Raw genomic sequence first — 14,129 nt, forward strand, 5'->3', positions numbered from 1 at the left:
TCATCCCCCTACCGCTGCAACAAGGCTGCCGGACTTGAGCGCCTTGAGCACGCAGTCCTCGCACAGCGTCGTCGGGAACTTGATCTCGGGCAGCGGCAAGTCCTTCTGCGGCTGAAGACTGTGGCTGCCGGCGTACTCGCGCCACAGGCCGCTGGTGCCATGCTCGATGCTGGCTTTTTTCCAGAGGCTGTAGCTGGTGCCGCCGTTGATGGTCACGATCTCGTCGGCGTCCAGCGTGATCCTGTTGGCCCTCAGCGTGATGTCCTTCTTGGCCAGCATGTGGATGCTTTTCTTCAGTGCCGTGATGTCGATGTCTTCCTGGGCCGCGACGATCTTGACGAGACCCTTGAAGGCAAACATGCGAACGGCATGGGCGGCGCTGACCAGGAAGCTCCTGTTGGACGAGATGCTGGTGTGGCTGCCGCTGGTCAACGCAATGTGCTCGCCGCTGGCCAGATGCGTCGAGTTCGGCGTGGTGGTTGCAATACCGACCGGACTGGCGAGCACCAGATGAGGAGCCAGAAATTCAGGGAATTCGCCCTCTGCACGATTGCCTCCATGGCCCTTGATCTCATCGCCTTGTTTTTTCAGGGCCTGGGCAACTTCGTCTTGGTCTCCCGTCTCGTGAGCCTCCGCCTTCATCGCCGCAGCGGCAAGGCTGTCGTGTTGGTCCTGGCCTTGCAACAAGCGGATCGCGGTTTCGGCGCTGTCGAGCACATGCGATCGCGCATTCGGGCGTGGCTCGGTGGTGAGCAGCAAGCCGCTGTTCGCGCGCACCGCACCATGTCCGTCGGTGCGCAGTTCAAAGCCCTGGCCGCGCGGGTCCTTGCGTCCCGCGTTGTCTTCGATGCGTGTGATGTGGCCGAGGGATAGCTGGCTGTGCTGATGGTCGGACTTGATCTGGGCCTGGATCTTTCCGTCGGTGTCGTCAAAAGCCAGGTGGTTGGAGCGCCCCGACGCGCTGTTGCCGCCTTCCTTGGTCAGCTCGCGGCTGCGAAAACCGGAGAGGGCTGATTGATTGGGCAAGACCCAGGGCGGCAGATTCGACTGGTTGTGGATACGGCCGGTGCAGATGGGCAGATCAAGGTCTCCACCCAGAAAGTCGACAAGTACTTCCTGACCGATGCGCGGAATATGAATGCCGCCCAGCTGGTTGCCGGCCCACGGTGAACTCACACGCAACCAGCAGGTGCTGTGCTGGTTCTTCAGGCCGATGCGATCCCAGGGAAACTGGACCTTGATGCGCCCCAATTCGTCGGTCCAGAGGTTCTGCCCTTCGGGGCCGACCACCAGTGCGGACTGCGGGCCGCCCGCTTGCGGCTTCGCGCGCGTGGAAGCCGGGCGCAAGGGCTGGGTAACCGGATGGGCGGTGAAGTCCACCAGGACGTGCCACTGTTGTCGGCGTGCTCGCTCCGCATCCTTGTTCTGGCTGTCCTGTGCGACGTTCTCGATGACGAAATGGGTGTCGAGCACGAGGTACTCGGTGTTGGATTTTTCGCGAGGATGCTTTTGCAACTCGAAGGTGCAGCCGGGGCACATGCCGCGCAGATTGCCGCTGGCCTCTGCCCGTTCGCCGTGGGTGCGCAGGGTCTGCATGCGCAGCAGCGCGAGCAGCCGGCCTTCGTCGTGAGGATCGTTCCGCTGTGCCTGGCCGGCGCGAGGTTGAGCGTAGTGGCTGCCAGCATGGACGGCATGCCATTGGTACACCTCGGCGCCGGCCTGCCCCGTTGGCCGAGGCTCTTTGCGGCTGACGCTCAGGTCGGCGCGCGGACGGGTGTAGTCGTAGTCGCGGGTCGAATACTGGCCGCTCGTGAGGTGGGCATGCGGAACGAAACTGCTGATGTATTCGGCATCGACCTTCCAGCCGGGCGCGTGATACTCGACTTCCCGATACGCCGCACTGTCGGCAGGCTTGTAAGCCCCCATGGCATCGCTCAGGACCAGGCGATGCTTTCCTTCGTTGTGCTCGAAGTGGTAACTCAGTCCCCACTCTTCGCACATCCGGCTGAAAAAGTCGAAGTCTGTCTCGTTGAACTGGGTCTGGAAATCGCGCACCGGGTAGGTCTCGAACAGCCGCTTGTCGACCGGGAAGGCGTAGTCGGCGAGCAACTCATCGAGGATCTGGACAACGGTCTTGTCCTGGAAGATCTTGCAGTCGGTGGTGAGGGTGGCCAAGTGCAGCCAGGGCCTCAGCGTCAGCTTGTATTGGATATGCCGGCCTTCTTCGCCCCAGATGGCGGCATCCGTGACAAGTGCATTGATCTGGCGCACGCCGGATCCGATGTGGCTGCTGCCTGAGCCAGTGGCACCGGGCACGAAGGCGCCGGAGCCATCCAGTTCGATCGTGCAGTTGATCTCGCGACCAATGAAGGCATCGAGGTCGAAGTCGGCGGCCCCGTCGGCTCCGGGATTCAGTGCATCCGGTGTCTTGAGAAGCAGCTCATATTCGAAGAGGCTGTTCATGCCTTCGCGACCTGCGAGCCGCACAGGCTCGAGGCCCGGGTGGTCCTGGATCGGCGAAATGGCGGTGCTGGAAATGGAGAGGGTCTGTGGCATGCGAGAGCTTCTTGTACGGAAGGCTCAAAAGTCTGGCGCACGCCAGCTGCACACACTGCCAACAATAGTGAACTAGCCTCGATCTCCATCAATCAAGTTTGGAGGGGCATGAAAACTTCACATGCGCGAAAGCGGACACGGTGAAATTTCGATGAGCGGACCGACTCATCGGGCAATCTGCCGCGGGCTACTCAGAGCAGCGGCACGGATATGCGGATGCCGGCTGCAGCAAGAGATGCCGCAGCCGCCGATCTGACAGCGAGCATCAACGCGCCCCGAACGCCGCGTTCTCGAACAGGTCCTTGAACTCCCGCGGCTGCGAGCGCCAGTACTGGTGCGGCGCCTTCACCTGCGCGCCCAGCTCGGCGGCCGCATGCCACGGCCAGCGTGGGTCGTAGAGGATCGCGCGTGCGAGCGACACCGCATCGGCCTGTCCCTTCGCGATGATCTCCTCGGCCTGCCGCGGTTCGGTGATGAGGCCCACGGCAATGACCGGCATGCCGACCTCCGATTTCACGCGCTCGGCGAACGGCACCTGGTAGCCCGCGCCGAGCGCGATGGCCTGTTTCGGCGACACGCCGCCGCTGGACACGTGAATGGCCGCGCAGCCGCGCGCTTCGAGCGCTTTGGCGAAAGCGACGGTGCCCTCGAGGTCCCAGCCGTCCGGCACCCAGTCGACGGCCGACACGCGCACCCACACCGGCTTGTCGGCGGGAAAGGCCTCGCGCACCGCATCGAACACCTCGAGCGGAAAGCGCATGCGGTTCTCCAGGCTGCCGCCGTATGCGTCGTTGCGGTGATTGGCCAGCGGCGAGAGAAACTGGTGCAGCAGGTAGCCATGCGCCGCATGGATCTCCAGGCCGTCGAGGCCCAGCCGCGCCGCACGCCGTGCGGTATCGGCAAAAGCGTTGCGAATGCGTGCGAGGCCTGCGGCGTCGAGTGCAAGGGGTGGGTCTTCGGTGGGCGCATGCGGCACCGCCGAAGGTGCGTAAGCCTTCCATCCGCCGGGCTCGCCCGGCGCAATCTGCTTGCCGCCTTCCCACGGCGCGCGGCTCGACGCCTTGCGCCCCGCGTGTCCGAGTTGCATCGCGATCTTGATGGGTGAGTTCGCCCGTGTCGCCGCGAGCACGCGAGCCAGGCCCTCTTCATTCGCATCGGAGTAAAGCCCGAGGTCGCCCGGCGAGATGCGCCCTTCGGCCTCCACCGCCGTCGCCTCCAGGATCATCAGCCCCGCGCCCGAAAGCGCGAGGTGGCCCAGGTGGATCAGGTGCCAGTCGCCCGGCGTGCCCTCGGTGGCGGAGTACTGGCACATCGGCGCGATGACGATGCGGTTGTCCAGGCGAAGCGTTCCGAGTTGCAGGGGCGTGAAGAGTTGGGCTTGGCTCATGTCATGAAGTGGCGGCGCAGGTGCCGCGATTCTGGAGCGGCGGCACGGCCTCTGCTGCCGCCGCCGCAGAAGCCTTGCGGCCCGCCGCGGTATGGATCAGCAGCGCGCCGATCACCATCGCCATGCCGACCGCTTCGTTCGCCGTGGGCATCTTGCCCATCGCCATGCTCATCAGCAGCGCCGACACCGGCACGAAGTTGAAGAAAGCCGTGCCCGTCACGGCCCCGAGCTTGCTCACGCCATAGTTGAAAGCCAGCACCGCGATGGCCGACGACACCAGGCCCACGTAGAGCAGTGCTTCCCACGACAGGCGCAGGCCCTCCGCGCTCGGCATCTGCGAGAGCCCCAGCAGGCTCGCTCCGACGGCAACGGCCAGCAGCAGCGGCCACGCGGCCAGCACGGTGAGCGCGCTGTACTCGATCACGTCCAGTCCGGGAAAGCGCGCGGCGCCCCGCGTGTACCAGACCCAGCCCAACGTGCCGACGAAGGCCACGGCATCGCCGAAGAGCGTCGACGCGCCCGCCGCCGCATCGCCGAACAGCAGCCCCGACACGATCGCCACGCCCAGCAGCGCCAGCGCCGAGGCCAGCAGCGTCGTGCGCGAGGGGCGCACGCCGTCGAGCGCCCAGCGCAGCAGCTGCGTGGTCATCGGCGTGGTCGCCACGATGACCGCGCCGTGCGAGGGCACCGAATGCGCAAGGCCGACCAGCAGCATCACGCTGAAAACGCCGAAGCCCGCGAACCCGCGCAGCGCCAGCGGCCCCGCGTGCAGCCGCAGCTTGCGCCAGGGCGCCGTGCCGCGCGGAAGAATGAGCAGCGCGAACAGCAGCGCGGACATGCTGTAGCGGATCAGCGTGAACCACACGGGTTCGACATGGTGGAGCACGCCCTTGCTGACAAGGAACATGCCGCCCCAGCTGGAGGTGGCGAGCAGCAGCGCGGCGATGCCGAGCAGGCGTTGACGATGGGATAGAGGGAGTGACACGGGGAGCCTTTGCAATGAATCAATGGCTCCAAGAATCGGGGTTCCGCGCCCCGATTTCCATTCGCTTCTTTGGACCGGGTCCTCCAAAAAAGCGAATGGCCGATTCGCGCCGAAGCGCCCACAATTTGCCCCATGGAGCTCTACCAACTCAAGACCTTTGTCGCCATCGCCAAGGAGGGCAGCCTGACCCGCGCCGCCGAGCGTGTGTTCACCAGCGCACCGGCGGTCAGCGCGCAGCTCAAGGCGCTGGAAGACGAATTGGGCGTGAAGCTGTTCGACCGCACCCCGCGCGGCATGGTGCCCACCGAAGCCGGTCACAGCCTGCTCGACGAGGCCGAGCGCACGCTGGCCTCGGCGATGCGCATGCGTTCGGCGGCCGACCAGTTGCGCGGCGCGGCGCAGGGCGTGGTGCGCTTCGGCACGGTGGTCGATCCGGTGTCGCTGAAGCTGGGCGAGGTGCTGGTGACGCTGGCGGAGCGGCATCCGCAGGTCACGCTGCAGCTCAAGCAGGGGCTGTCGTTCGAAACGCTGGCTGGCGTGCAGCGCGGCGACCTCGACTGCGCCTATGTGCTCAGCGACAGCGAGCAGTCCGAGGGGCTGGAGCTGCGGCGCCTCGGCGTGGTCGACCTGGCCGTGGTGCTGCCGTTGCCGGTGGCCCGGGCGCATCCCGATCTCTCGCTCGACGAACTCGTGAACCTGCCATGGGTGGGCACGCCGACCTCCTGCATGCTGCGCGTGCACCTCGACAAGCTGTTCGCGAGCGCGGGTCGCGAGTACCAGCAGGGCCGCACCGCCGACGGCGAAAGCGCGATCCGCAGCATGGTCGCGAGCGGCATGGGCGCGGGGCTGATGCGGCTGGACCAGGCGGAGCAGGGCGAGCGCAACGGAGAGTTCGCGATCTGGAACGGCTGGCGCTCGCACACGTGGCTCTGCTGGATTGCGACGGTCGATGGCAAGCGCGCCGTGTCGGTCGATGCGGTGCGGAGTGCAGTGCTGGAAGCCTGGGCCCACTGACTCTCGCCTGACTCTCGCCTGACTGGTGCCGACGCAGCGCGCCGAGTAGCGTGCGCGACACGCCGCAGCGATATTTACATCTGTCCGCCCCTGTTCTTACGAGTTTCGACTTACGGCCATGACGAACGGCTTATTGACCGGCTCGCCGCGCCGCCGCTACCTTTGAATCGCGCTCCATCCGGGGCGCGATCTGCATTGGAAAAACGGAAAACTACATGGCTCATTCTTCATCGCCGACGTTCGTCCGGCCCGGACGCGCAGGCTCCCACTGGCATCACCTTCTGGCCTTCGTCGCGCTGCTCACGACAGCCGCCTTCGCATCGGCCGCCGAGCCGGCCAAGGACCACCCGCTGGTCGGCCGTTATGAAGGCTCGGTGCTCGACGCGTTTCAGAGCAACGCCTACGACGAGGTCGGCCTCATCCGGGGTCCCATCAAGTACGCGGACAAGACGAACCCCGATGCGCTGAAGGTGGCGGGCAAGGTCTCGCTCTACTACTACAAGCTGCCCGACGGACGTTCGCTGCTCGAGGTGCAGCGCAACTACGAAGCCAGCCTGAAGGCCAAGGGCTTCCAGCTGAAGTTCAGTTGCGCGACGACCGACAGCAGCTGCTACAAGAAGGACCCGGACCGCGAGACCCCGTACACCGATGTCTCGGGCCTGGCCAACGCGATCGACACGCCCGAGTGGCCGCAGATCGGCCGCGGGCGGCAGTTCGTCAGCAACTACTTCGAGAACAGCGGCCGCTATGTGCTCGCGCAGTACGACGGTCCCGCGGGCACGGTGTACGCCAGCATCGCGCTGGCCGAGAGCACGCCGGGCAAGGGCAACTTCGCCTTCGTGCGCGTGGTCGAGACGAAGGCGATGGAGGCCGACAAGATCGTTTTTGTCGATGCCACCGCGATGCAGAAGGGGCTCGCGGAGAACGGCCGCGTCAATCTCTACGGCATTCACTTCGACCTGGACAAGGACACGATCAAGCCCGAGTCGCAGCCCACCATCGACGAGATCGCCAAGCTGATGCGCGCCAACCCGCAGTTGCGTGTGCAGGTGGTGGGCCACACCGATGCGCAGGGCGAGGAGCCGCACAACGCGGACCTCTCGCGCCGCCGCAGCGTGTCGGTCATTGCAGCGCTGGCGAAGACGGGCGTCGACGGGCGCCGTTTCACCTCGCGCGGCGCCGGATCGAAAGAACCCGTGGCGCCGAACACGAGCGAAGACGGCCGCGCGAAGAACCGGCGCGTGGAACTGATGCGGCTGTAGACCTGATACCTGAGCAGCACCTGAATAAATAGCGGCCGGGCAGTATCCGGCGTCATGGGTTACCGGGATGGCAGGCTGCATCGTGGCCTGTCATCATTCGCAGTGGAATGACGCACGACCCTCACCCCCTCTCCGATCTGTTGAGCCGTGCCAGGCTTGCCCTGGTCGATGCCGGGGGCGCGCTGCCCTCCGCATCGCCCGCCACCGCGGAGGCGGGGTGCGTGGTGTTCTTCGCCATGGGCGAAGGCGAAAGCCGGGCCCGCGTGGCATCCGGACGCGGACCCGACATCGAGGCCGCATGGAAGCGCACCGCCGATGCCGCGGCTGTCCAGGCCAAGCGCGGCGACCGGCCTCCCGAACGTCTGCGCGCGGAGATCGTCGACACGGTCACGGCCATGAGTTGGGGCGAGCTGAAGGCGAAGCTGGCGCAAACCAAGCGCAACTACTTCAACCTCGGCATCGCTTTCGACGCGCATTTCAAGCACGCGCTGCTCGCCCAGGAGATGCAGGGCGCCGCGGTCCTCTACAGCGGCGAGGTCGAGCATGCGCTCCCCAACCTCGCCAACCTGCGCCTGTACGCCAAGCGCCGCTTCGGCGCCGAGATCGACTTTCCCACGGAGGATGCCGCGCCCGTCTGGTGCTTCACCACCCGCGCCGTGTACGTCGATGCCGAGGGCGCGTGGCCCCTCACCGCCGAAGGCCAGGCCGCGGGCTTCCGTCGGCTGGACCACTGGAACGCACGGCAGGTCCGCACCATGATCGATTCGGCCAGCGACTACCTCGCCGAGCAGGTCAAGCCCACCGGCGAGTTCCACTACGGCTGGTTTCCCTGCTTCGACCGCGTCATTCCCACCTACAACACCCTGCGTCACGCCAGCACCACCTACGCGATGCTCGAAGCCTGGGAGCTCACCCGCAGCGCCACGCAGAAGGCGGCCATCGACCGTTCGCTGGGCATCCTCACGCAGCGACTGATCCGCCAGGTGCCGCTGCCTGACGGCACGCGCGCGGCGCTGCTGGTGGACGTCGGCAACGAGGTCAAGCTCGGCGGCAACGCGGTCTGCCTGCTCGCGCTGGTGAAGTACACCGAGCTCACCGGCGACCGGCAGTACCTGACGCTGATGGAGCAACTCGCGCTCGGCATCCGCGCCATGCAGGACCAGAAGAGCGGGCGCTTCGTGCATGTGCTCAATTTCCCCAAGCTCGACATCAAGGATGCGTTCCGCGTCATCTACTACGACGGCGAGGCCGCCTTCGGGCTGATGCGCCTGTACGGGCTCACGCGCGACGAGCGCTGGCTTGCGGTGGTGGAAAAGGCCTTCGACCATTTCATCGCCGCCAAACACTGGGAGGCGCACGACCACTGGCTGAGCTACTGCGTCAACGAACTCACGCGCTACCGGCCCGAGACGCGCTACTACCGGTTCGGCCTGCAGAACGTGACGGGTTATCTTGACTTCGTGCTGGAGCGCATCACCACCTTCCCGACGCTGCTCGAACTGATGATGGCGGCGCGCGAGATGGTGTTGCGCATCGATGCCGACCCGGCCCTTCGCCCGCTGCTCGATGGCCTGGACCGCGAGAAGTTCGACCGCGCGTTGGAGCACCGCGCGCGGTATCTGGCCAACGGCCACTTCTGGCCCGAGCTGGCGATGTTCTTTCGCAACCCGGACCGCGTGGCCGGCTCGTTCTTCATCAAGCACCACAGCTTCCGGGTGCGCATCGACGATGTGGAGCACTACCTCTCGGGCTATGTGGCGTACCACCGGTTGCTGCGCAACCGCGAGGCGCAGCAGGCGGAAGCCGGCGCCGCGGAAACGGCGGCCGCATCGGGCCCGCGCGGCCCGAGCGGTGTAGTGGCCTGGGGCGGCGACGTGAACCTGGGCCGGCGCCAGCACTACCGGGTGGCCGAGCTGGGCGGCCCACAGGCGATGCTGGGCAACATCGCCGCGCTGCGCGATGCGGACCTGCGCATCGTCAACCTCGAATGCGTGGTCGCGACCACCGGCGAGCAGGGCGCCGACAAGGACGAGACCGGCGCGTATTACTACCGCGCGCGTCCCGAGATGATCGACGTGCTGACGGCCGCGCGCATCGACCTCGTGAGCACCGCCAACAACCACAGCGGCGACTACGGCCCGCAGGCCCTGCTGGAACAGAAGACGCTGCTGGACGCCGCGGGCATCGGCTCGGCGGGCACCGGGCCCGACCTCGAGGCCGCGCTGCAGCCGGTGATGGGCCGCGCCGGCGAGGTGCGCGTGGCGCTGTTCTCGCTCGATGCCACGCAGCCGAAATTCGCGGCCACGGCCTGGCACCCGGGCGGCGCTTACCTGCCGCTGGCCGACCCCGCCGAATGGACCGCGGTGCTCGCGCCGCGCATCGCACGCGCGCGGTCGCAGGCCGACGTGGTGCTGGTGGCGGTGCACTGGGGCGACAACCTCGAGACCGTGCCCTCGCGCGCCGAGATCGCTGTGGGCCACGCGATCATCGATGCGGGCGCAGACGCCATCCTCGGCACCTCGGCGCACGTGCTGCAGGGCATCGAGATCTACCGCGGGCGGCCGATCATCCATGACGCGGGCGACCTGCTGTTCGATGCGATGCGCGGCGATGCGTGGAACGCGGGCATCTTCTCGCTCACGCTCCATCCGCACGGCGTCGAGCGGGTGCAGTTCACGCCTATCCGCGTGGACTTCGGTTTCTCCGAACAGTACGAAGGCGACCGCGCACGCGCCGCGAGCGAACACTTCGCCGCCCAATGCCATGCGTTGGGCACACAGGTCTTTCCGACGCCGGGGGGCGGCTGTGTGCTGCACCTGGCGCCGCCCGCGCGGGAGGTGCTGCCGCAACAGCCGCTGCAATCAGTAAAAGCCGAAGCGGCGGCTCGCCCCGCCTCGCCGCCCTTGGGCACCGCAAGGCCCGGCTGGGTCGTCGATGCCGTGCCCGCGGACGCGGCCATGGCGCCGTTGAAGATCGGGCCGCTGCGCCTCGTGGGCATGCGCTGCATGCCCAACCAGGTCTTCGGCCGCCAGCTCCTGTGGGTCGAATCGTTCTGGACGGTCGATGCGCCCGTCGAGGCCGACCTGCGGCTGCAGTTCCGCGCGCTGCCGGTGCGCAGCAAGACCATGCCGGTGTGGGGCGAGGGCATGGACCACGACCCCTGCGACTGGATGTGGCCGACCAGCCGCTGGACGCCCGGGCGCATCTACCGCGACCGCTACGGCCTGCGGCCGCCGCTCACGCGCCAGATGGAAAGCGATGTGTTGCAGCTCGAAGTGCGCCTGCGCGGCGCGCCCGAGCTGCCCGGGCCGCGTCGGCTCCCCGTGTGGTGCGGCCTGCGCATGCCCGGCGTGCCGGCGCCGCTGCCCGAAACCCGCGCGCCGGTGCTCTCGGTCAACCTGCCGGGTGCAAGCCGCGAACCCGGGCCGGTGTGGACGGCCGGGCAGCTCGCGCAGATCACCGGTGGCCAGTGGCTGGTGCCGCCGCCCGCGGGCTGGTCGGTGCAGTCGGTGGTGCGCCTTCCGATGCACCTGAAGGTGCGGCCGGGGCCGGCGCTGTTCGTCGCGTCGGATTACCGCACGCTGGCCGCGCACGAGAACTTCAGCCGCGCGCCTGAAGACTGGGACCAGCACGATGACCTGCAACGCCTGCATACCCTGTGCGCGGGCGCGATCGTGCAGCACCCGGTCGAAGGATTGCCGCCGGACTTTCCGCTGCTGCAGGTGCCCGACCCGATCCGCGCGCTGCTCTCGCTCGGCGCGGCGGCCCGGGCGCGCTACAAGGGGCTGGTGGTGGGCGTCACCGGCACGGTGGGCAAGTCGTCCACCATCGCGATGGTGCGCGACCTGCTGCCGCCCGGCGCGCGCGTGCTCACCACGGTGGAGAACAACAACTCGCGCGTCGGCGTGCCCGGCGCCATGGCGAGCCTGGGGCCCGACGTGGACGTGTGCATCCTCGAAATGGCGCAGAGCGCGCTGTGGATGGACCGCGGACCGATCTCGCTGGAGGCGCGCCCGCACGTGGCGATCCTCACCGAGGTCGGGCTCTCGCAAACCGCCAAGACCGACACGCTGGAGAAGACGGCCGAGTACAAGTCTCGCGCCTTTCTCGGGCTGGAGCCCGGCGGCATCGCCGTCGTCAGCGCGCACATTCCCTACATGGCGAAGGTCGTGAAGGCCGCGATGCGCACGGCCGCCAAGGTGTGGACCGTGGGCACCGGGCCGAACGACAACATCCGCCTGCTCGATGCGCGCCCCGAGTCCTCGGGCTGCCGCGTGCGGCTCTCGTTCAAGGGGCGCATCCACGAGTACCTGTTCCCGGTGGCGAGCATCGGGCTGGTGCGCAACTCGGCGCTGGCGTTCGCCGCGATCGTGGCGATGGGCTTCGATGCCGAAGAAGCCAGCGCGCGCATGCCCAACGTGCGGCTGCCCGCGTCGGTGATGCAGGTGGAGCCGCTGCGCACCCGCAGCGGCGCGCTGGTCACGCTGATCGACGACAGCTGGAATGCCGAGGTCATGTCGATGCGCAACGCGATGAGCTTCGTGCGCAGCTACCGCGCACCAGGCGGCAACGCGCCGGTCGCCCGCAAGGTCGGCGTGCTCGGGCGCATCGTCAACCTGGGCGAGCAGGCCGAGGCAATGCACCGCGGACTGGCCGAACCGCTGCTGGCCTCGGGCATCGCGCACCTGGTGACGCACGGCGACGAGATGCGCTGGCTGCGCGAAGAAGTGCCCGTGAGCCTGCTCGGCCCGCATTTCGACAACGCAGCCGAGCTGACCCTCTACCTTGGCGAGTACCTGCGCGATGGCGACCTGCTGCTGGTGAAGGGCGACCGCGACCGCTCGGACTTCGGCACCATTCCCTCGCTGCTCAAGAAGCTGTGACGACGCTGCCTTTCATGCCCGTCCTGCGGTGGCACCGGCGCCTCGCGTTCGTGCTGCTCGCGTTGATGCAGGCCGCCTGCGCGCAGCGCGCCGGCGCCGACCTGCGCGCGCCGGCGGCCGAAGACGAAGTGCTGCACTGGAACCAGCCCGCCGTGCGCGCGAACTGCCCCGACCGCCGCGGCTACCTCTGGGTGCAGCCGGTCGAAGGGCCGGCCTGCATCCGTTATTTCGCGAGCGACGAAATCGACGGCGCGCGCGTGGCCATCGTGCAGTTTTCCGGCGACCGCGACAGCGTGATGGACCAGCCGCCCACGCGCATTTCCGGCAATACCGAGGCGCTGCGCACGCTCGATGCGCAGCGCAGCCGCGACCGTGCGGGCGTGCCGTGGATCTTCATGGCACGGCCCGGCACGTACGGCTCCTCGGGCGACCACCGGAGGCGCCGCGAGCCCGTGGAGTTTCACGCGCTCGATGCGGCGCTCGATGCGCTCATGCAGCGCCACCAGCTGCAGCGCATCGTGATCCTGGGGCACAGCGGCGGCGCGACCGCCGGCGCCGCGTTGCTCACCATGGGCCGCACGCGCGTGGCCTGCGCGGTGCTGACCTCGGGCGCCTATGGGCTGCTCGAACGGGCGCGCATGCTGGGCATGTCGAAGGACGGACGCACCGACACCACCGGCAGCACGCTGTTCTACGACCCGCTCGACCATGTGAACGGCATCGTGCGCGACCCGGCGCGGCGCATCGTGCTGATCGGCAACCGCGACGACAGGAACACGCCCTTCGCCCTGCAGCAGCGCTTCGGCGATGCGGTGGCGAAGGCGGGGCACCGCATCGAGGTGAAGACCCATGCGGCCGAGCCACCCACCTATCACGACCTCACGGACCGCATCGGCCTGCACACCGCATCGCTGTGCGCGCGCGAGGCGCTGTTTCCGCCAACATCTGGAGCCGAATGAGCATCAGCATCACCTCCCGTGAATACGGCCGCATGCCCGATGGGCGCGTGGTGACCGAATACACCCTCGACAACGGCCGCGGCCTGCGCTTCTGTGCCATCAACCACGGCGGCATCGTCACCGCGCTGCACGTGCCCGACCGGCATGGGAACGGCGCGAACATCGTGCTGGGTTTGCCATCGCTCGATGACTACCTGAAGCCGCATCCGCATTTCGGCACCATCGTCGGCCGCTATGCGAACCGCATCGCGGCGGGGCGCTTTGTGCTCGACGGCACCACGTACCAGGTTGGCCTGAACGACGGCGCGAATTCGCTGCACGGCGGGCCGAAGGGGTTCGGCACGCGCTTCTGGGAGATCGCGCCGGTGTCCGCGGAGGACGCGCGCGGCGATGTCGCCATCGAGCTGCGCTACACGAGCGTCGATGGCGAAGAAGGCTACCCCGGCGAAGTGCAGCTCACGGTGCGCTACACGCTCTCGGCGACGCAGAACATATGGCGCATCGACTACCGCGCCGAGACCGACAAGCCGACGGTGCTGAACCTGAGCCACCACGACTACTTCAACCTCGCGGGCAGTGGCCATGTGATGGACCACCGATTGACGATTCCCGCGAGCCGCTTCTGCCCGGTCGATGCGCAACTGATTCCGCTCGGCACAGCCGAGGTGAGCACGACGCCTTTCGACTTCCGCACGCCGACCCTCATCGGTGAACGCATTCGCGAAGGACACGAGCAACTGCTGCGCGCGCATGGCTACGACCACAACTGGGTGCTTGATCGCAAGGACGACGGCCTCGCCGGCCTTGCCATGGCCGCGCGCGTCGAACACGAAGCCTCGGGCCGCGTGATGGAAGTGCACACCACCGAACCCGGCGTGCAGTTCTATTCGGGCAACTTCCTCGACGGCAGCCTCATGGGGTCGCAGGGTGCGAGCTTGCGGCAGGGCGATGGCCTCTGCCTCGAGACGCAGCACTACCCGGACTCGCCGAACCAGCCGGGTTTTCCGTCGACCGTGCTGCGGCCGGGCGAGGTGTTCCGCAGCATCACGGAACACCGCTTCAGCGTCGCTGGCTGAAGCCTCG

General features: G+C 67.6%; 8 protein-coding genes. 5 read left to right on the forward strand and 3 right to left on the reverse strand.

Features of this window, described 5'->3' with window-relative positions:
* The 3 genes from NU688_RS18845 to NU688_RS18855 form a co-directional block, all read right to left on the reverse strand.
* A complete protein-coding gene (locus NU688_RS18845) occupies positions 1–2,556 on the reverse strand; it encodes a type VI secretion system Vgr family protein (RefSeq protein ID WP_257862317.1) in 2,556 nt (851 codons plus the stop codon).
* Between the two features lie 265 nt (positions 2,557–2,821).
* On the reverse strand, positions 2,822–3,943 hold the full coding sequence (locus NU688_RS18850) for an NADH:flavin oxidoreductase/NADH oxidase (protein ID WP_257862318.1): 1,122 nt from the start codon (positions 3,941–3,943) through the stop codon (positions 2,822–2,824).
* A gap of 1 nt (position 3,944) precedes the next feature.
* The gene (locus tag NU688_RS18855) at positions 3,945–4,928 is read right to left on the reverse strand and encodes a DMT family transporter (protein WP_257862319.1); all 984 of its coding nucleotides are present in this window, start codon (positions 4,926–4,928) and stop codon (positions 3,945–3,947) included.
* A gap of 132 nt (positions 4,929–5,060) precedes the next feature.
* Here NU688_RS18855 and NU688_RS18860 point away from each other — a divergent pair, with 132 nt between their 5' ends.
* From NU688_RS18860 to NU688_RS18880, 5 genes are all read left to right on the forward strand, one after another.
* On the forward strand, positions 5,061–5,942 hold the full coding sequence (locus NU688_RS18860; protein ID WP_257862320.1) for a LysR family transcriptional regulator: 882 nt from the start codon (positions 5,061–5,063) through the stop codon (positions 5,940–5,942).
* A 215-nt stretch (positions 5,943–6,157) separates the two neighbouring features.
* Entirely contained in the window at positions 6,158–7,204 is a 1,047-nt protein-coding gene (locus tag NU688_RS18865) for an OmpA family protein (protein WP_257862321.1), read from the forward strand.
* A 107-nt stretch (positions 7,205–7,311) separates the two neighbouring features.
* Entirely contained in the window at positions 7,312–12,087 is a 4,776-nt protein-coding gene (locus NU688_RS18870) for a CapA family protein (RefSeq protein WP_257862322.1), read from the forward strand.
* A 14-nt stretch (positions 12,088–12,101) separates the two neighbouring features.
* The gene (locus NU688_RS18875; protein ID WP_257862323.1) at positions 12,102–13,046 is read left to right on the forward strand and encodes a S9 family peptidase; all 945 of its coding nucleotides are present in this window, start codon (positions 12,102–12,104) and stop codon (positions 13,044–13,046) included.
* Positions 13,043–14,122, forward strand: coding sequence for an aldose epimerase family protein (locus NU688_RS18880; protein WP_257862324.1), 1,080 nt, complete (start codon positions 13,043–13,045; stop codon positions 14,120–14,122). The genes NU688_RS18875 and NU688_RS18880 overlap by 4 nt, the downstream gene beginning before the upstream one ends.
* Positions 14,123–14,129: the final 7 nt, after the last annotated feature.

The sequence above is a fragment of the Variovorax sp. ZS18.2.2 genome, assembly GCF_024701975.1.
GTDB lineage: Bacteria > Pseudomonadota > Gammaproteobacteria > Burkholderiales > Burkholderiaceae_C > Variovorax.